This is a genomic window from Sphingorhabdus sp. 109 (assembly GCF_902506555.1).
Classification (GTDB): Bacteria; Pseudomonadota; Alphaproteobacteria; order Sphingomonadales; family Sphingomonadaceae; genus Parasphingorhabdus.
On record NZ_LR732707.1, the window covers coordinates 399,629 to 418,820 of the forward strand.

At 58.8% G+C, this 19,192-nt stretch carries 18 protein-coding genes and 1 tRNA gene; 16 read left to right on the forward strand and 3 right to left on the reverse strand.

Annotated elements, in window-relative coordinates; all coding sequences use genetic code 11:
* Positions 1-37: 37 nt before the first annotated feature.
* From gspJ to BOSE62_RS01965, 4 genes are all read left to right on the forward strand, one after another.
* Positions 38-652: a type II secretion system minor pseudopilin GspJ gene (gspJ, locus tag BOSE62_RS01950; RefSeq protein ID WP_159640988.1), complete on the forward strand. Its 615-nt coding sequence runs from the start codon at positions 38-40 to the stop codon at positions 650-652.
* A complete protein-coding gene (gspK, locus tag BOSE62_RS01955; protein ID WP_236553774.1) occupies positions 649-1,644 on the forward strand; it encodes a type II secretion system minor pseudopilin GspK in 996 nt (331 codons plus the stop codon). The genes gspJ and gspK overlap by 4 nt, the downstream gene beginning before the upstream one ends.
* A gap of 90 nt (positions 1,645-1,734) precedes the next feature.
* Positions 1,735-1,811 (forward strand) — tRNA-His (locus BOSE62_RS01960).
* A 129-nt stretch (positions 1,812-1,940) separates the two neighbouring features.
* Positions 1,941-2,993, forward strand: coding sequence for a Leu/Phe/Val dehydrogenase (locus BOSE62_RS01965; RefSeq protein ID WP_159640991.1), 1,053 nt, complete (start codon positions 1,941-1,943; stop codon positions 2,991-2,993).
* Between the two features lie 309 nt (positions 2,994-3,302).
* Here the strand turns inward: BOSE62_RS01965 and BOSE62_RS01970 are convergent, their stop codons facing one another.
* The 3 genes from BOSE62_RS01970 to BOSE62_RS01980 all read right to left on the reverse strand — a co-directional run bounded on the left by BOSE62_RS01970 (position 3,303) and on the right by BOSE62_RS01980 (position 7,857).
* The gene (locus BOSE62_RS01970) at positions 3,303-4,346 is read right to left on the reverse strand and encodes a phytase (RefSeq protein ID WP_159647847.1); all 1,044 of its coding nucleotides are present in this window, start codon (positions 4,344-4,346) and stop codon (positions 3,303-3,305) included.
* The gene (locus tag BOSE62_RS01975) at positions 4,346-7,183 is read right to left on the reverse strand and encodes a TonB-dependent receptor (protein ID WP_159640994.1); all 2,838 of its coding nucleotides are present in this window, start codon (positions 7,181-7,183) and stop codon (positions 4,346-4,348) included. The genes BOSE62_RS01970 and BOSE62_RS01975 overlap by 1 nt, the downstream gene beginning before the upstream one ends.
* 167 nt (positions 7,184-7,350) lie before the next feature.
* Entirely contained in the window at positions 7,351-7,857 is a 507-nt protein-coding gene (locus BOSE62_RS01980; protein WP_236553776.1) for a DUF983 domain-containing protein, read from the reverse strand.
* 279 nt (positions 7,858-8,136) lie between these two features.
* Here BOSE62_RS01980 and BOSE62_RS01985 point away from each other — a divergent pair, with 279 nt between their 5' ends.
* The 12 genes from BOSE62_RS01985 to glyA all read left to right on the forward strand — a co-directional run bounded on the left by BOSE62_RS01985 (position 8,137) and on the right by glyA (position 19,187).
* A complete protein-coding gene (locus BOSE62_RS01985; protein WP_159640997.1) occupies positions 8,137-8,457 on the forward strand; it encodes a helix-turn-helix domain-containing protein in 321 nt (106 codons plus the stop codon).
* 10 nt (positions 8,458-8,467) lie between these two features.
* The gene (locus tag BOSE62_RS01990) at positions 8,468-10,138 is read left to right on the forward strand and encodes a SulP family inorganic anion transporter (protein ID WP_159641000.1); all 1,671 of its coding nucleotides are present in this window, start codon (positions 8,468-8,470) and stop codon (positions 10,136-10,138) included.
* 171 nt (positions 10,139-10,309) lie between these two features.
* Positions 10,310-11,029 (forward strand): heme ABC transporter permease CcmC, encoded by a 720-nt coding sequence (ccmC, locus tag BOSE62_RS01995; RefSeq protein WP_159647849.1) that lies wholly within the window; start codon positions 10,310-10,312, stop codon positions 11,027-11,029.
* On the forward strand, positions 11,026-11,157 hold the full coding sequence (locus BOSE62_RS17485) for a hypothetical protein (RefSeq protein WP_268893891.1): 132 nt from the start codon (positions 11,026-11,028) through the stop codon (positions 11,155-11,157). Before ccmC ends, BOSE62_RS17485 begins: the two co-directional genes overlap by 4 nt.
* Positions 11,154-11,603, forward strand: a complete 450-nt coding sequence (ccmE, locus tag BOSE62_RS02000) for a cytochrome c maturation protein CcmE (RefSeq protein ID WP_159641003.1) — start codon at positions 11,154-11,156, stop codon at positions 11,601-11,603. Before BOSE62_RS17485 ends, ccmE begins: the two co-directional genes overlap by 4 nt.
* The gene (locus tag BOSE62_RS02005; protein ID WP_159641006.1) at positions 11,600-13,537 is read left to right on the forward strand and encodes a heme lyase CcmF/NrfE family subunit; all 1,938 of its coding nucleotides are present in this window, start codon (positions 11,600-11,602) and stop codon (positions 13,535-13,537) included. Before ccmE ends, BOSE62_RS02005 begins: the two co-directional genes overlap by 4 nt.
* The gene (locus BOSE62_RS02010) at positions 13,534-14,061 is read left to right on the forward strand and encodes a DsbE family thiol:disulfide interchange protein (protein ID WP_159641009.1); all 528 of its coding nucleotides are present in this window, start codon (positions 13,534-13,536) and stop codon (positions 14,059-14,061) included. The genes BOSE62_RS02005 and BOSE62_RS02010 overlap by 4 nt, the downstream gene beginning before the upstream one ends.
* Entirely contained in the window at positions 14,058-14,474 is a 417-nt protein-coding gene (locus tag BOSE62_RS02015; RefSeq protein ID WP_159641012.1) for a cytochrome c-type biogenesis protein, read from the forward strand. The genes BOSE62_RS02010 and BOSE62_RS02015 overlap by 4 nt, the downstream gene beginning before the upstream one ends.
* On the forward strand, positions 14,474-15,127 hold the full coding sequence (locus tag BOSE62_RS02020) for a tetratricopeptide repeat protein (protein WP_159641015.1): 654 nt from the start codon (positions 14,474-14,476) through the stop codon (positions 15,125-15,127). Before BOSE62_RS02015 ends, BOSE62_RS02020 begins: the two co-directional genes overlap by 1 nt.
* 152 nt (positions 15,128-15,279) lie before the next feature.
* Complete coding sequence (locus BOSE62_RS02025; protein ID WP_159641018.1) at positions 15,280-17,217, forward strand: potassium transporter Kup; 1,938 nt, start codon at positions 15,280-15,282, stop codon at positions 17,215-17,217.
* Between the two features lie 213 nt (positions 17,218-17,430).
* A complete protein-coding gene (rpiB, locus tag BOSE62_RS02030) occupies positions 17,431-17,883 on the forward strand; it encodes a ribose 5-phosphate isomerase B (protein ID WP_159641021.1) in 453 nt (150 codons plus the stop codon).
* Positions 17,880-19,187 carry a serine hydroxymethyltransferase gene (gene glyA, locus BOSE62_RS02035; protein ID WP_159641023.1) on the forward strand — a complete coding sequence of 436 codons (1,308 nt, stop codon included), beginning with the start codon at positions 17,880-17,882 and terminating at the stop codon, positions 19,185-19,187. The genes rpiB and glyA overlap by 4 nt, the downstream gene beginning before the upstream one ends.
* Positions 19,188-19,192 lie beyond the last annotated feature (5 nt).

Consider the following 19,192-nt stretch of genomic DNA (forward strand, 5'->3'; position numbering starts at 1 on the left):
TTTGCGGGTTCTGCCAATTGCAATATAAGCGAGGACGATGGACAGAATTGCCGCCAATTCCCGCGATCGCAACGGCTTCACTCTGGTCGAGATGATGGTGGCGCTTTTCATCTTTGCGATATTGTCGGTGGCCGGTGTGATCATGCTCCGCTCTGCGGTCAACAGCGATGAGATAACGGCAGAAAATCTGGGGCAGATGGCAGAGATGCAGCGTTTTGTTTCGCTGATGGAGGCCGATCTGAGTCAGGCCTTGCCACGGACCTATCGTGATGATCGCGGTGACCGGATGCCGGCCTTTGCGAGCGAGACCAGCGGAGCGAAGGCGGCATTTCTGAAGTTCACGCGCGGTGGCCAGAGCAATATCAACGGGCAGGCCCGATCAAATCTGGAACGGGTCGAATACCGGCTGTCGAATGGCAGTCTCGAACGCTGGCGATACCGGATGACCGATGGCGGTTCGATCGACCAGCCGGCAGTTCTGGTTTCGAATGTCGAAACGCTGTCGGTTCGCATCCGCGACAAGCGGGGCCTGTGGTCGGATCGCTGGGCAACGGAGCGACTGGCGGACCTGCCCCGGGCGATCGAGATCCGATTCGAGCAGCAAGGGCGTCGCTACCGCCATCTGTTTCTGGTCGGTGCGGGTTACTTGTGAGCGAGATCCGGAAAATAGGAGCCGGCAGGGAACGGGGGGCCGCGCTGCTGACGGTCCTGCTGCTGGTTGCGGTCATCGCGATACTGGCGGCGCACGGGATCGACCGGCTGGCTGGCGCGACCAAGCTGGCCTCCAACGCGCGCGAACTGTCACAGGCGAAGGCCTATCTGATCGCGGCCGAATCCATCGGCATGCGGTCGGCCGAAGATATCGTGTCTCTGTCACCGGGCCGGACCATCAACCTGGACGGCTGGAACGGCAAAGAGCAAAGTTTTCCCGTACCGGGCGGAATCATTACGGCATCGCTGTCCGACGGAGGCAATTGCTTCAATATCAATAGTCTGGTCACGCAGCAGCAGGAGGTCCTGACGGCACGCCCGGAAGGGCTGGCGCAATTCTCGCGGTTGATGGTCATGCTGGGCCTATTGGACGGCGATGCGGCCGATATTGCGGAGTCGGTTGCGGACTGGATTGACAGCGATCTGGTGGCCGCGCCCCGTGGCGCGGAGGATCAATATTATATGCAGCAGGAGGCTCCCTACCGCACGGCCAATGCGCTGATCGTCGATATCAGCGAATTGCGCACCATCAAGGGCGTGACCGATGATGTCTATGTCCGGATCGCGCCGTGGCTTTGCGCTCTGCCAACCACAGATCTGTCGCCGATCAATATCAATACGCTGCGGCCGGAGCAGGCAATATTGCTGGCGATGCTCGGCGAGATGCCGTCCGACCTGACGCCCGCCCGCCAGTTTCTCGGCCGCCGGCCGGAACTGGGCTATGCCAGTCTCAATGATTTCTGGGCGCAGTCCTATCCGGCGAGTCTGGCCGCCAATTCCGAAGTCCAGAGCCAGGTCAAGCTGACCACCCGCTGGTTCCGTGTCGATCTGGCCGTCGAGATGCAAAGTGCACTGGTCGAGGAGCGCGCGCTGATCGATGCTGCGCTGCGACCGGCCCGTCTTGTCCATCGCCAGCGCGGTGATGCGTTTTAATTGGCGAACGGTCCGCTAAATGCTTGACGATTGCTACCGCCTATCCCTATGGACCCCATCGCAATGCGGCTATATAGTGCGCGGCTTGTGGCGATCGTAGCTCAGTTGGTTAGAGCGCCGGTTTGTGGTACCGGAGGTCGGGGGTTCGAGACCCCTCGATCGCCCCATTTTTCCCTGAAGACGACGATGCGTTACCAGGCCATCACCACATGGCCGGGCTGCAAAGTCTTTCTTTATTTGTAATTAAATTACAGCTATGGGATATTTAATTACTCCAATTGCCAGGGATAACCGCTATGAGCGTGATGTGGGATTTGCCGGATTTTGATGACCATGAAGCGGTCCATTTTTTCCATGATGCCGACAGTGGCCTCAGTGCGATTATCGCGCTGCACAGCACCCATCTTGGTCCCGGTGCCGGCGGAACACGTTTCTGGCACTATGAACATCGCGAAACCGCGGTAACCGACGCGCTGCGCCTTTCCCGCGGCATGAGCTTCAAGAACGCCATGGCCGGTCTGCCGCTGGGCGGCGGCAAGGCGGTGATTCTGGCCGACCGCAACCGTACCAAGTCACCGGAAATGCTCACCGCTTTCGGCCGGATGATCGAATCACTCGGCGGCCAATATGTGACCGCGGAAGATGTCGGGATCACCGCGGCGGACATGGTCGCTCTGACCAAGGAAACCAAATATGTCTCCGGCCTGCCGGTCAGCAACAGCGGCGAAGCCGGCGGCGATCCCGGGCCCTTTACCGCGATGGGTGTCTATCTCGGCGTGAAAGCTGCTGTGGCGCACAAGCTGGGCCGCGAATCCATGGACGGCGTCCATGTCGCGATCCAGGGCGTCGGCAGTGTCGGCGGCGGTCTTGCCGGCCTGCTCGCCAAGGATGGCGCGAAGCTGAGCATCGCCGATATCAACAAGGACCATGCAGCAGCACTGGCCGGAGAGATTGGTGCAACGGTCGTCGGCCTGGACGAGGTCATGCGGATCGAGGCGGATGTGTTCAGTCCCAATGCCCTGGGCGCTATACTGGACAAAGTCTCTATCGCCCATCTCAATGTTCCGATCGTTGCCGGTGGCGCCAACAACCAGCTGGCGACTCCCGAAGACGGACAGCGGATTTTTGATCGCAACATCCTGTTTGCACCGGACTATGTCATCAACTCGGGCGGCATCATCAGCGTTGGGCTGGAATATCTCGGCGAAGGCGATGTCCAGGAAGTCAATCGCCGGGTCGCGATGATTCCACAGCGGCTGACCGAGATCTGGGAACAGAGCGCGGCACAGAAACTGCCGGATTCAGATGTCGCCGACAATATGGCCATGGCGTTGATCGGCCGGGGCTAGGCCCAGGCCGAACTTTACACAGTTCAATGGTTTTATTTTCTGTGACCTTTTCCTGAGAGTCTCAGGTTTCTGCCATTTTTTGGCCGCCATGCCGGCGCTTAGTGTAACCTTTGGATTTTCCGCCCCGATGCGCGGGATCTCAAAGCTTGTATGAGCGTCCTCCTTCCGTTCAAATATCAAACAACCTGTCCCGCGCATGGCGAAGGACAGGCCGGACGATAGAGGAAAGGGTCGGCTGTAGGAAAATGGTTTTGACGCGAGACGGAAGAGGGGCTGCAGATGCGCTCCCTTCCGTATCATTGGTCAATATTATGGCGCTACGGCAGCCTTGATCTTCGACCAGCTTACCAGCTTGAAATTCTGCGTGCCGCCTTCGTTTGCGCCATCCTGCATCACCATCAGCCCTTCGGGATAGGCCGGGCCAAAGTCACCCAATATGACTTCGATGCCGTCCGTTTCCGACGTGCCGTCTATGGCGCCGTCGACCAGCCGGAAGCGGTTCACATAGGCGCCTGTGGTCAGATCGTAGAGGACATACGCGTTATCGCCCTGGCTGGAGGCAACCAGATAGCCGCCATTGACGCCTTCGGGCGCGAGGGCCAGACCCTCAACATCGGCGACCAGCTCGCGGCCATTGATATTGGCGAAGCGTTGCGGGACGAAATTGTCGGTGTTCAGATCGAACAGCCAGATGCCGCTATTCTCCTCACCGACATAGAGCCGCCCGGTCCGGTCATCGACGACGCAGCCTTCCGGCTGGGTTGCCAACTTGTGTTCCCGGCCGATGGTTGCGGCTGGCGTGCCGCCGTCAAAGGACAGGGTGATTTCGCGGACAAAACCGCTTTTTTCGATCATATAGGCAAATGTCTCTCCGCCGCTGTCCTGTCCGAAGCAGAAGCCGTAGGCTTCGCCGGGCCCCGCCGGATATTTGCCCAGCAGCGACAGTTCCGCGGTTTCCGTGTCGAGCTTGTAGAGGCCGACATGGGCATTGGCGCGATCGTTGCGGATGCTTGCCCCTACCAGAACGGTCTTTTCGCCGCCGATCACGACTTCACGAAGATCGACATTGTTGAGCTCGCCTTCGGGAAGGAAGGATTTTTTCGATCCGTCCAGCCCGTAGACATAGAGGCCCGCACGCTTGTCGGTGCCGATGATCAGGCTTTTCGCGGGATCTGCAGCATTTCGCCAGATTGCCGGATCATCCGCAGCGTCGCGGTTGACCGTACCGACCGGAACCGTTTCCGCATCAGCGGTCAGTTCCAGGGTCGGTGCCGATGAGACCGTCGCAGTGGTGGTCATGCAACCGGACAGTGTCAGGCTGCCGAGCAGGAGAGGAGAGACTATATGTTTCATCACATCGTTATCTTTGCGCCAAATTTGAAAGTCGAGCCATATTCTTCATATTGCAGCAGCCGCTGGGTCGATTCAAAACTCTGATAGGCAAAATATTTGGCATTGTTGATGTTGATCCATTCCGCAAACAGCCGCACATTCTTGTTCAGCTTGAACTTGATGCTGGCGTCGAGTTGGAAATGATTGTCGACATAGCGGTCCTCGCTGGCTTCCGCGCCGAGTTCATCCAGATAGCGATCCCGATAGGTGCCTGCCAGACGGAAATCAAACGGGCCCTTCTCGTACCCCAGCACCGCGTTGAACGTATGCTTGGAACTGCTTGGCAGCGAGATGCTGCGCAGGTCCGTGATGTCGCCGTCGGTGGGAACCGTGCCGGTGGCATCGGTATAGGTATAGTTGAAATTGACCAGGAAGCCGTCGAGCGGATCAGGCAGGAAGTTGAGTGCTTGCGCGAAGCCCAGTTCGATACCGAACGCTTCGGCGCTGCTGCCGTTGATCGGTATGGTCGCCTCGTCAAAATCGATGCCGAAGCGGGTGCCGTTTTCTTCCAGCGAATCTACAATGAAATTCTTGATGTCCTTGTAGAAGATATTCGCTGTCAGCGCACCGTTCGAGCTGAAGTAGAATTCGGCGGAAGCGTCGAAGTTCCAAGCCTCGTAAGGCAGCAGGTCCGGATTGCCGAATTCGCCTTCGCGCTCATCGTCATCATTCTGCTCGACCGCAAAGCGGGGGGCCAGATCGGACAGGTTGGGGCGCACGACACTGCGATAGCCAGCGGCGCGCAGGACCAGGTTCCGCTGTGGTTCGAAGCGGATGTTGAGGCTCGGCAGCCAGTGGTCATAACTGCGTGAGAAGCTGTTGGGGGCAACGACCACCGTGTCTTCGGTAAACAGCACGCCGCCGAACGTGGCATCCTCCTCGACCAGGGTCACCGTATTGGCCGAGATGACATTTTCGGTGCGTTCGAAGCGCAAACCGCCGATCACGCGAAGTTTGTCGCTGTCCCAGCGGCCGAGCAGATAGCCGGCGTAAATATCTTCCTGGTTCACATAGTCGGAAACAGCGGAATCAAACTGGCTGTCAATTTCCTGCAATTCGAAATCGCCGAAATTGGAGCGGAAATATTCGGTCGGACCGGTATGGCTGGCAACCGGACCGAGATTGGTGATGCGATAGGTCTGGGTGCCTAGCACATCGGCCAGCGTGTAATTGCCGGTGCTGTCTTCATAAAATTCGACATTATTGTCGTGGCTCTTTTCGCGCCAGCGCCCCTTGAAGCCGCCTTGTACGGTGAAATCGCCGCCATTCATGGCAAAAATACGGGATACGTCGAGACGGGCCGAATATTCTTCGTCCTGGGCATCCGACAAGCTGGTCAGCTCGACATCGTCCAGTTCGTAGACGCTGGCATCATTGGCCATCGCGCCACCTGAGGCAAAGCTGTAAAGCGGGACCCGGGGGTTGCTATAGTCAAACAGGACGCTGACGCCGTCATCTTCGAACTTGTTGGAAAAGGTGCTGGGATCGAGAGAGCCATTCTCATATTCGCTCGATTTCGACCAGCTGCCCGAATATTCGATTTTCCAGGGGCCGGTTTCGGTCTTGCCGCCGAGCACAACAGAGCGGATCTTCTGGCTTTCCATGCGATCCTTGATGTCCCGTTCGATCTCGATTTCGCCATCGGCGTCGTCGAACAGGGCGCTGTTGGCATCACCGCTGCTCGCTTCCTCGTCGAGCTTGAAGGTCGTGCGTCCGCGAAATTCCTGATCGTCGAACTGGCTGTAGATGCCGCGCACATAGAGTTCGGTGCTGTCGCTGGCGCGGAAGTCGAAAGAGAGCGAAGCGCTGATCCGTTCCCGTTCGACATCATAGTCGCGATACTGGAGCTCTTCGGCATAGACGACACCATCGTCATTGATGTCCCAGCCGTCGGCTTCGATATTATCCGTTTCAAACTTGCGTTTGTAATAAGACAGGCCGCCGGCGACGCCGATATTGTCGGTCAAGCGGGTGGAGAAATCGATGCTACCCTTTGGCGAGATATGGTCGGCATAGTCATTATAGCTGCCTTCGAGCTTGCCGGTCAGCAGGTCTTTCTTGCGGTCAAAAGCGCTTACGGTTTTGATTTCGATGGATGCGCCAATGGTGTCGGCGTCCATGTCGGGAGTCAGCGATTTCTTGATTTCAATCGATTCGATGAGGTCGCTGGAAATAACGTCGAGAGCGACAGAACGAACATCGCTTTCGGGGGAGGGGATGCGCACGCCGTTGAGTGAAGAGGCATTCAGATTGGGGTCCAGCCCGCGGACGGATACAAAGCGGCCTTCGCCCTGGTCATTGAGAATATTGACGCCCGGGACGCGGCGGAGCGATTCGGCGACATTCTGGTCGGGAAACTGGCCGATTGAGTCGCGGGTCAGGACCGAAGAAACGCCATCCGCTTCACGCTTGCGGGACAGGGAACTCGCCTGGTTGGCGCTTTGACCGATCACCAGAATTTCCGAACCCCCGCCGCTCTTCAGCACGATATTGGTAACAGTCGGGGCGGTCTCGCTAACCGAGATGCTGGTCTGGCTGGTGTCTGCGCCAATATAGCGCGTTTCCAGCGTATAGGTGCCGGCGGGAACATCGGGAAAACGATAGCTGCCGTCGCGACCGGTGGTAACCACGCGGTCCAGTTCTACGATGCGGACCTGGGCGGATTGCAATCCTCTGGTGTCGCTGGGGTCACTGATCACGCCGCTGACCGTACCGGCCCATGCAGCGCCCGGAAGAGCAAGTAGAATTGCCGCCGATCCGATTAGTAACTCTTTGCGAAACTTAGATATTCTGGCCATGATGCCCTCCGGTAAATCTGATGTACCGGGCCTCTAGGCCTGAATTGTGAAGGGAATTGCCGGTTTTGAAGACTCCGGGGTGAATCTTTATTGACGGTTTCATTACAGGGGCGGGGCGCCGCTATCATTGCGCAGATGTTTGTTTTGCCGGGCGAGCAATCCCGCTTTCAGTGATCCTGGCGATTTTCGGGCAATGGGTGCGCGGCCGGCCTTGCCGGCTTTTCAAACCCGTTCAGGCCCATCCACCATTGCATGGCGATGATCGCGCCCTTGGCAGGCTGCAGCAGGGCGGCAATCAGGATCAGCGCCATGATGATTATGATCGTCAGATTGGTCCACATTGACAGGCCGAGTTCGTTGATCATGAAGATGATGATCGGCGCGAGTATATGACCGGTAACAATAATCGCCACATAGGCTGGGAAATCGTCAGCCTGTTGCGCGGTCCAGTCCTGGCCGCATAGCGGGCATTGATCGACCGGTTTGAGCAGGCGGGGAAACAGCCTGGCCTTGCCGCAGCTGGGGCAGCGGCCAAGCAAGCCGCGGATAAAGGCTTCGAACGCCGATTTCGGCAGACTGGGAGCACTATATTTGTCCATCCGCTGTTCCTTTGCACCTTTGCTGGTGCCCATGTCGTCGACGATCCTGTCGAGCAAGGTTTCAAATCCGGCCATCTGTCTTTTTGTCCTGTCCAATCATCTCTGGATATCCAGGCCGCCAACACGGCCGCCTCTCGATTGCAGCCGCTCGGAAAATTCCGTCAGCAGGCCCCGGGAAAGTGAGCGCGCCGGTTTCGGGCAGGCGCTGTCTCGGTGGTGATATATATTCTGTCCGCTGGTCGATCAGGATCGCGGGGCCGAATAAGCCATCGTCATTGAATATTCTCTATACACCATCAAGGTAAATTGTTAATACTGATATTTGATGTTTAATATATCATGTGAGATTGATGGATGATCACGTCACAACAGATGCGGGCGTCGCGGGCCCTGCTCGGGATTGACCAACGGCAGCTGGCCGAACTGGCCGGCCTGTCATTGCCGACGATTCAGCGTATGGAAGCGTCGGACGGACAGGTGCGCGGCGTGGTCGACACTCTGGTCAAGGTTATCGGCGCGCTTGAACGCGCGGGGATCGAACTGATCGGAGAAAATGCTCCCAGTACCGGCATCGGGCGCGGCGTCCGGATGCGGGAGACCATAGAAGGTAAGGCGGCAACGGGTGTGGGTTCGATCCTGTTTGACCAGGCAGGCTCGGATCCGGAAAGGCAATAGGCTGCCTGCCATGAACAGTTTAACGCCCAAGATCATCACCACCATGCGCGAAGGCTATGACCTCGCCCTGTTCAAGGCCGATGCCGTCGCAGGACTGACCGTAGCGATAGTTGCCCTGCCGCTTTCCATGGCACTGGCAATCGCCAGCGGGGCTTCTCCCGACAAGGGGCTGATCACCGCAGTCATCGCCGGTTTCCTGATATCCTTTCTCGGCGGATCCCGGGTGCAGGTCGGCGGGCCGACGGGCGCCTTTGTCGTGGTCGTGTTCAATGTCATTGCCCAGCATGGCTATGACGGCCTGCTGATCGCGACAATGATGGCGGGGCTGATTCTGATCGCCGCCGGCGCGTTCCGGATCGGCCGGCTGATCAAGTTCATCCCGCATCCGGTCGTCACCGGTTTTACCGCCGGCATCGCGGTGATCATTGCCTCGAGCCAGGTGAAGGATTTTCTCGGCCTGTCGCTCGATGAGGTCCCTTCCGAGTTCCTGCCGAAATGGCAGGCCTATTTCGGAGCCATATCGACGGTGCAGCTAGCGACCCTGCTGGTCGGTGTCGGCGCCTTTTTCGTGATCATCGCGCTGAAACGATACGCGCCGAAACTGCCGGGCTTCCTGATTGCGCTAGTGCTGGCGTCGATCGTGGTCGCGCTGCTCAAGCTTCCCGTCGACACGATCGGCACCCGCTTCCCCGATATGCCCGTGACGATGCCGGCGCCATCGCTGCCGATCCTGAGCTGGACCCATATGGTCGAACTGTTGCCATCGGCCTTTACTATTGCCTTTCTCGCCGGCATCGAGGCGCTGCTTTCGGCGGTAGTCGCCGACGGAATGACCGGTACCCGCCACCGCTCCAACCAGGAACTGATCGGACAGGGGATTGCCAATCTCGGTTCGGTTGCCTTTGGCGGCCTGCCCGCGACGGGGGCGATCGCGCGGACCGCGACGAATATCAAGGCGGGGGCAAAAACTCCGGTAGCCGGCATGATGCACGCGCTGTTCGTTCTTCTGTTCATCCTGTTTGGCAGCAGCCTGATGGCCTATGTGCCGATGGCGGCACTGGCCGCGATCCTGTTCGTGGTTGCCTGGGGCATGGGCGAGATCGACCGGTTCATCGCGCTGCTGCGCATGCCAAACAGCGACCGCGCGGTTCTGTTGCTCACGTTCGGGCTGACGATATTGGTCGATCTGACCGTGGCCATCGGTGTCGGGGTGACGCTGGCGTCGCTGTTGTTCATGGCGCGGATGAGCGAGACGGTAGAGCTGGAAAACGGCAATGCACCCGATCCCGATGCGGAAATTGCCGGCGATGATCCGAGCCAGCGGGACGATCTTCCCCACGGGGTGGAAGTGTTCCGGATCAATGGCCCGGTGTTTTTTGGCGTCGCCGGTGAATTGCTCGATGCGATGCGCAAGATCGGACGGACGCCGAAAGTGATCATATTGCGCATGCGACTGGTGCCGATGCTCGACGCCAGCGGGGTGACGATGATCGAGGAATTTATCGAGCAGGCCCGCGTGTCCGGCGCCAAGATCATCCTGTCGGGCGTGCAGCCACAGCCGCGCGAAATGCTCGGGCGGATCGGTCTGGTCGAGAATGATGTCGCGGGCATCTATTTTGAAGCCGATTACAAGGCATCGCTTGAACTCGCCGAAAAATTAACACTGGTCACCATTCACTAGGCGCTTGGGAACAGCCGCGGCGGATGGCCTGTGGGCAACGGCCCTAAGACGGACCTGCGGCCGCACGACGGGTTGCAATTCGGAAAAATGCTTGTCGCCTTGCCACGCTTCTGCCATCGAAAGCCGCGATTGATGTTGAACATCCGCAACCGAGGCAATATCGCTTTACCCATGCACGCCTATGCCAACCCCACCCGCTTCCTGTCGCTCGCCAGGCCGCTGACGCCGTTTCTGCTGTTCGGCGGTATCGCCATGGTAGCGATTGCCTGCATCTGGGGACTTTTGGCGACGCCGGCCGAGCGCTTGCAGGGCGATACGGTGAAGATCATCTTCGTCCATGTGCCGATGGCATGGCTCGGCATGGCAGGATGGTCCGGCATCGCGATCGCCAGCATTTCCGAACTGATCTGGCGGCATCCGCTCGCCTCACACGCAGCGCGCGCGATTGCGGTCCCGGGAGCGTTGTTTTCGCTTCTGTGTCTGGTGACAGGATCGATCTGGGGACGACCGGCTTGGGGGACCTGGTGGGTATGGGATGGCCGTCTGACCTCGATGCTGGTGCTGTTCTTTCTCTATCTCGCCTATATCGTGCTGGCCAACGAAACCGGCAAGGGCAGGGGGCAGAGCCGTATTGCCGCCATTTTCGGAGTTGTCGGCATCGTTAATCTGCCGATCATCCGCTTTTCGGTCGAATGGTGGGAGACCCAGCATCAGGGCACCAGCATCAATATTCTGGGCAAGTCGACGATCGATCCGCTCTATTTATGGCCTCTATTGATTTCGGCGGTCGGTTTCTCGCTGCTTTTTGGCGCAATTGTGCTTATGCGGATGCGGGCAAGCCTCGCGCAAACCAAGGTCGATGCCCGGCTGAAAAGGATGGCAGCAGAATGAACCATTGGTCCTTTATCATTGCTTCCTACGCGTTTGTGCTGTTGGGCACAGCTCTGGTCGTGACGCATAGCTATCTGGCGATGCGCAAGGCGGAAGCGAAGGCACAACAGTTGAGCAAACGGAAATGAAGGCAAAACATCAAAGGCTGACGCTGGCGCTGCTGGCGGTGGTTGCGCTGGTTGGCGCTGGCCTGCTGGCAGCCTATGCGTTGCAGGATCAGGCGAGCTATTTCTATACGCCGTCGGATATTGTCGAACAGAAGCCTGCGCCGGGTACAGCCATCCGTCTCGGTGGCATGGTCGAGGAAGGTTCGATCCAGCGATCGGCCGACGGGGTCACGGTACAATTTGTGGTCATGGATGCAGGAGCCCGGCAAAAGGTCACCTATACCGGCATTACACCGGACCTGTTCGCCGAGGGATCGGGCGTGGTGGCCGATGGCCGGCTGGATGCCAATGGTATATTCGGTGCCGAGACCTTGCTGGCAAAACATGACGAAAATTACATCCCGCGCGAGCTGGAAGGCATTGATATGACATCGGGCAAGCATAAAACCGAGACGCTGGTCCAATGATCGCCGAAACCGGTCTGATCGCGCTCTGGCTGGCCGCCGCGCTGGCGCTGCTGCAATTTGCGCTGGGCGCGATTGGCCTGCGGATGGGGCGGGACGATTATTACGCCGCAATCCGGCCGGTCGCGGTAGCACAGGGCCTGTTTGTCAGCCTGTCCTTCCTGCTGTTGATATGGCTGTTCTTGCGCTCCGACATGTCGGTCAAGCTGGTGGTAATGAACAGCGCTTCGGTGAAGCCTCTGCTGTATAAATTTGCCGGAACCTGGGGCAATCATGAAGGATCGATGCTGCTCTGGGTTACGGTCATGGGCCTGGCCGGTGCCTTTATCGCGCTGTTCGAACGGTCGTTGCGCACCAGCACCCTGGTGGCAACACTGGCGGCACAGGCCTTTATCAGCTTGGGATTCTATGCTTTTCTGCTGGTCTCGTCCAATCCGTTCGAGCGCATGTTCCCGGTGCCGGCAGACGGGCAGGGTCTCAATCCGCTGTTGCAGGATCCCGGTCTCGCCTTTCATCCGCCGACGCTCTATTTCGGCTATGTCGGACTGTCCGTGGCTTTCTCCTTCGCGGTCGGCGCGATGATCACCCGCGATGTCGGCGCAGCTTTTGCAAAAGCAATGCGGCCATGGGTGCTGGGCGCGTGGATATTCCTGACACTGGGTATCACGGCGGGCAGCTACTGGGCCTATTACGAGCTCGGCTGGGGCGGCTGGTGGTTCTGGGATCCGGTTGAAAATGCCTCGCTAATGCCCTGGCTGGCGGCGACGGCATTGCTGCACTCTGTAACAGTCCTGGCGACGCGCGACAGCCTGCGCGCCTGGACATTGATGCTGGCGGTGGTCGCATTCTCCATGTCAATGATCGGTACCTTTCTGGTCCGCTCCGGCATTTTGACGAGCGTTCATGCCTTCGCTGTAGATCCCGAACGCGGCAGCTTCATTCTGGCCCTGCTCGCCCTCTATATCGGCGGTGCGATGGCCTTGTTCGCGCTGCGGGTTGGCACGGTTAAAGAAGGCAAGAGGTTCGAACTGGTCAGCCGGGAAGGCGCGCTGGTGGCCAATAATCTGCTGCTGTCCGTGATCCTGGCTTTGGTCTTTATCGGCACGCTTTATCCGTTGCTGGTCGAAGCGGTAACCGGGGACAAGCTGTCGGTCGGGCCGCCCTATTTCAATCTGGCAACCGGACCCTTGGCGCTGCTGCTGGTCGCGGTCATGGCGGCCGGGCCCCTGCTGCGCTGGCGGCGCGATAATGCGAAGGCGCTGCTGAACCGCATATCGATCCCGATCCTCCTCACGGCCGCAACGCTTTTCGTACTGGTGTTGTTCACAACCGGCATGTCGATTCTGGCCCTGCTCGGCCTGGCGCTGGCGGTCGGTGTCGCCATCGCCAGTTTCGCGCCGCTGTGGAAGCGCAATCTGCGCCGGACGCCATTGCATATCTATGGCATGGTCTTTGCCCATTTCGGCATTGCCGTCGCGCTTGTCGGCATGGCGTGCGAAAGCAGCTTTACCGAGGAGAAGCTTGTGGCAGCAAAGCCGGGTGACGAGATTGTCGTCAACAACTGGCGATTGCAGTTCGAGGCGATCGAACCGATGGCAGGACCCAACTGGACCGCGCTTGAAAGCCGGATGACCGCGCAATATGGCGATGGTGTGATTCACGAAATCACCCCGCAGAACAGGATGTTTGCCGCGGCCCAGACGCAGACCAGCGAAGCCGCGCTGCTGACCCGCTGGAACGGGCAACTCTATGTCGTACTCGGTGAAGGCGACAGCGAAGGACGCTGGCAGATACGCGTCTGGTGGAAGCCGTTCGTTACCCTGATCTGGTTTGGTGGCATATTGGTTGCGTTGGGTGGCTTTCTGGCGATGATCGGCCGGTTGCAGCGTGGCTACAAGCAGCGCAAACAACGCGAATATGCCGAGATGATGCTATGAACCGCTGGTTGCTCTGGTTGCCGCTTGCGCTGTTCGGCCTGCTTTTCGCCACCTTCGCGACCGGCCTTATCCTGCCGAAAGACAATATTATCGAGAGCAAGATGGTCGGCAAGCCGATGCCGGATTTTGCCCTGCCAGCGGCCATCGAACAACGACCCGGCTTGAGTAGCGCCGATCTGGCGAAGGGCAAGCCGACCTTGCTCAACATTTTCGCCAGCTGGTGCCTGCCCTGTATCGCTGAGGCGCCGCAATTGCTGGCGCTGCAGCAGGCCGGTGTCGAAATCAACGCGATCGCCAGCCGCGACACACCGGAAGATATCGCCAACTTCCTGAACCGCTGGGGCAACCCCTATGCACGGATCGGCACCGACACGACCAGCAAGGTGCAACTCGAACTGGGATCTTCCGGGGTGCCGGAAACCTTCGTCATCGATGGCAATGGCATTATCGTACATCAACATATTGGCGATATCCGGCAGGAAGATGTCGATATGCTGCTGAAACTGCTGGAGGATGCGGAATGAAGAGAGTTCTGGTCTTTCTGCTTGTATGTCTTGCTGCTCCTGCCGCGGCGCAAACCGGCCTGCCGCCTGCTCCTTATGCCGACCGGCAACTGGACGATCCGCAGCAGGAAGCGGCCGCCCGCGACCTGATGGAAGAATTGCGTTGCCTGAAATGCCAGAGCCAGTCGATTGCCGACAGCAATGCGCCGATGGCCGGTGACATGCGCAGCCAGGTGCGGGAACGCATCGCCGCCGGCGAAACGCCGGAAGAGGTTAGAAGCTGGCTGATCGAGCGTTATGGCAACTGGGTATCCTATGACCCGCCGATATCCTCTGCGGTTACTTGGCCGCTGTGGATTGCTCCCATTATTTTGTTGCTGGCGGCCCTGTGGCTGGCGCGCGGGCGTTTTCGCAAATATCGGGGTGAGCAATAATGGGCTGGATCATCCTTCTTTTGCTGGTGCTGCTTTGCGCTGGTGCGTTGATCATTTTGGGCAAATTGTCCCGGCAAACCTTTGAAATTACCGCTGCCGCGCTGTTGCTCGGCGTCGCCGGCTATGCCTGGCAGGGCCATCCCGGCATGGCGGGCGTGTCGGTCGAGCCGACGGAAAAACCCATTAGTTTTGATGGGGACAGCATCGAGGCGCGCAACGAGATGGGCGAGCGTTTCGGCACCGCACGCGACTGGCTGGTCTTTTCCGATTCTCTTAATCGCGCCGGGAAGCACGGTGCGGCCGCCAATTATCTGCGCAACGGGGTGAAAGAACATCCCGAAGATCCCGATTTGTGGGTCGGGCTGGGCAACGCGTTGGTCGTCCACGCCGATGGCGTGATCACGCCCGCCGCTCAGTTCGCCTTCCAGAAAGCAGCTGACCTGTCGCCCGAGCATCCCGGTCCGCCGTTTTTTCTCGGCCTGGCCTATGCACAGTCGGGCAAGATCGATCAGGCCCGGGCGATCTGGAAAGAATTGCTGGAAAGAAGCAGCGAGGACGCTCCATGGCGTGCCGATCTCGAGTCGCGGCTGGCGGCCATGGAACGGGCTCAACCATCGCTGCCGATGGTACCAGATCAGCCGGAAGCCGAGTAAAAGTCTTGCAATATGAATGGGTTGATATTCCGGACTTGTCGCTTTGTTGCACCTGCTAAATGCTGGTGCTAAGCGCACGCGCTTGCTGAAAGCAATGTCAGTAAACAGACTATTGTGTCCATTATGAACGGGGAAGCCTGACCGGCCCACCAATGTCCGCAGAAGCAACCGAAAATCCAGATGCCCCGAACACGGTGCAGACCCATGGCTCACCCCAGCGCAACACGGCGATTGCCAAGCTTGCGGCCGGTGCAATCGGCATTGTGTTCGGCGATATCGGCACAAGTCCGCTTTATGCTTTCCGGGAAACATTTGTCGGCGCCCATCCGCTCGAGCTGGACCGTATCCATGTACTGGGCGTCGTCAGCCTGATATTCTGGTCGATGACCCTCGTGGTGACGATCCAATATGTCAGCATCACGATGCGCGCGGACAACAAGGGGCAGGGCGGCAGTCTGGCACTGGTGGCGCTGATTTCCGGCGCCATGCGACGATCGAAATTCGGCTGGCTGGCGATTCTGCTCGGCGTTTTCGCAACCGCCTTGTTCTACGGCGACAGCATGATTACCCCGGCCATTTCGGTGCTTTCGGCGGTCGAGGGGCTGACGGTAGTGCAGCCGGGTCTTGGCCATCTGGTCATTCCGATCGCGCTTGCTTTGCTGATCTTCCTGTTCCTGCTGCAGTCGCGGGGAACCGCCAAAATAGGAGCTTTGTTCGCGCCGGTGATGTTCGTCTATTTCACCGTGATCGGCACATTGGGGGTCATCCAGATTATCGGCCACCCCTCGATCCTGATGGCGTTTAACCCCTGGTACGCGGTGCAGTTTTTCATCACCGACGGTATCAAGGCCTTTCTGGCGCTCGGTTCAGTGGTGCTGGCTGTTACCGGTTCGGAAGCGCTGTTTGCCGATATGGGCCATTTCGGCAAAAAGCCGATGCGCGTTGCATGGTATGGCTTCGTCATGCCGGCTTTGCTGTGCAATTATTTCGGGCAGGGCGCGATGATCCTTTCGCTCGATCCCGCCGGAGCGGCCGCCGCTATTCAAAGCCCATTCTTCATCATGGCGCCCGAAGTGCTTCGCCTGCCGCTTGTCATCCTTGCGACCATGGCGACATTCATTGCCAGCCAGGCGGTCATATCCGGATCCTTTTCGGTCACCCATCAGGCCATCCAGCTCGGTTTCATTCCCCGTCTGACGATCAAGCATACCAGCGCGTCGGAAGCCGGGCAGATTTACATTCCGTTCGTCAACTGGGCGATCATGATTGCGGTGATCCTGCTGGTATTGACCTTCCAGAGCTCGAGCAATCTGGCTTCGGCTTATGGCATTGCGGTCACCGGCGCGATGTTCATCGACACCTGCCTGCTGGCCATCGTGATGATCGTGCTGTGGAAATGGAAATTATGGTTCACCATCCCGTTGCTGGCGGTATTCTTCATCGTCGACGGTGCCTATTTTGCCGCCAATCTGACCAAGGTTCCCGATGGCGGCTGGTTCCCGCTGGCAGTTGGCGGCGTTGCCTTCATCATCCTGACGACCTGGGCCAAGGGGCGCCAGATCATGCGGAAGAATATGGCGGAAGCGGCGATGCCGATCGAAATCTTTACAAAATCAGCCGCAAATAGCGCGACGCGCGTGCCGGGCACAGCCATTTTCATGGCCTCCTCTTCCGCAGGCGTGCCCTCGGCGCTGCTCCACAATATCAAGCATAACAAAGTCATCCACGAGCGGGTCGTGATCCTGACCGTCAATATCAAGGATGTGCCGACCGTTGCGGCTCACAAGCGCTGCGAGGTGAAGGATCTGGGTCATGGCTTCTATCGCCTCATCCTCCATTTCGGATTTATGCAGGAAACCGACGTTCCCGAGGCGCTGAAACAGGTCAAGGAGTGTGGCATGGAATTTGACATGATGACCACCAGCTTCTTCCTGTCGCGGCAGACCTTGTTGCCGTCAAAGAAACCGGAGATGATGATCTGGCGAGAAAAACTCTTCGCATGGCTGCTGCGCAACGCCGCGACTGCGATGGAATTTTTCAAACTGCCCAGCAACCGCGTGGTGGAACTTGGCAGCCAGATGGAAATCTGACCGGTGGATAGACCGGTATCCTGATGCTATTTCAGGACGTTATTGGACGTGATTAAGGCCGCATATATTTTTCTGCCGGAAAGGGACCCCAGCCTTCGCCGGGGTTGACGCTTCGTCACGCTGCGCAAGACGCGGCGTGTCAAATATTTGGTGGCCTATCCGGGAAGTCTCTACTAAATAGCGGCCATTCGATTCTAACGACAGGAACAGCCCATGCGCGTTGCCATTGCCTCCGATCACGCCGCCCTCGATATGAAGGCCACGCTGGTGGATTGGTTGCAGGAAGCAGGGCACGAAGTCAGCGATCTCGGACCGATGACCGCCGACAGCGTGGACTATCCCGATTTTGGCTATAAGCTGGCTGATGAAGTGGCTTCCGGCCGGGTCGAGCGCGGCGTCGCGCTGTGCGGTTCGGGCATCGGCATCTCGATGGCGGTCAACCGCAATCCTGCTTGCCGCTGTGCACTGGTCTCCGAAGGCCTGTCGGCTAAGCTGGCTCGGGAACATAATGATGCCAATGTCATCGCCATGGGCGCGCGGCTCGTCGGCATCGAAATCGCGAAAGACTGTCTCGACATCTTTCTGAATACCCCATTTGGCGGCGACCGGCATCAGCGCCGGGTCGATAAATTGTCCGCCCCCCAAGCCCAAGGAGCAAGCGCATGAGCAACGTCGCCGATATTCAGGATATCCGCCAGACCGGTTTCTTCGACTTTTCGGTGGACGAGAGCGATCCTGCGGTTGCCGGAGCAATCAACGCCGAACTGGCCCGGCAGCAGAACCAGATCGAGCTGATTGCTTCTGAAAATATCGTCTCCCGGGCGGTGCTGCAGGCGCAGGGGTCGGTCTTCACCAACAAATATGCCGAAGGCTATCCCGGCCGCCGCTATTATCAGGGCTGTGCGCCATCCGACGATGTCGAGACGCTGGCGATCGAACGCGCCAAGCAATTGTTCGATTGCGGCTTCGCCAATGTCCAGCCGCATTCGGGCGCGCAGGCCAATGGCGCGGTGATGCTGGCGCTGGTCAAGCCGGGCGATACGATCCTCGGCATGTCGCTGGATGCGGGCGGTCACCTGACCCATGGCGCGAAACCGGCGCAATCGGGCAAATGGTTCAACGCTATCCAATATGGCGTCAATGATGATGATCATCTGATCAATTATGAGGAAGTCGAAGCGCTGGCCAAGGAACATCAGCCGAAACTGATCATCGCCGGTGGCTCTGCCTATCCGCGCGAGATTGACTTCGCCAAGTTCCGCGCGATTGCCGACGCTGTCGGTGCGATCTTCATGGTCGACATGGCGCATTTCGCCGGTCTGGTCGCTGCTGGCCTGCACCCCAGCCCGCTGGATCACGCCCATGTTGTTACCACCACCACGCACAAAACATTGCGCGGGCCCCGTGGCGGCATGATTTTGACCAATGACGAAGCCATTGCCAAGAAGATCAACTCCGCGGTTTTCCCCGGACTGCAAGGCGGTCCGCTGATGCACGTGATCGCGGCCAAGGCGGTTGCCTTTGGCGAAGCGTTGCGCCCAGAGTTCAAGAGCTATTGTGCGGCGGTCATTGAAAATGCGAAAGTACTGGCGGCGACGCTCAAGGAACGCGGCGCCGATGTGGTCGCCGGTGGCACCGACACTCATCTGGCGCTGATCGATCTGTCGCCGCTGGGTATCACCGGCCGTGATGCAGATGAAGCGCTGGAGCGGGCCGGCATCACTTGCAACAAGAACAGCATCCCCAATGATCCGCAGCCGCCGATGAAGACCAGCGGCATACGCGTTGGGTCCCCTGCCGGCACCACCCGCGGCTTCGGCCCGGCGGAATTCCGGCTGATCGGTGACATGGTCGCGGATGTGCTCGACGGACTGCGCGAAAAGGGCGAGGCCGGCGACCCGGCTGTGGAAGCCGATGTTCGTGAACGGGTGCAGGAGCTTTGCGACCGTTTCCCGATTTATCAGGATTGATCGGA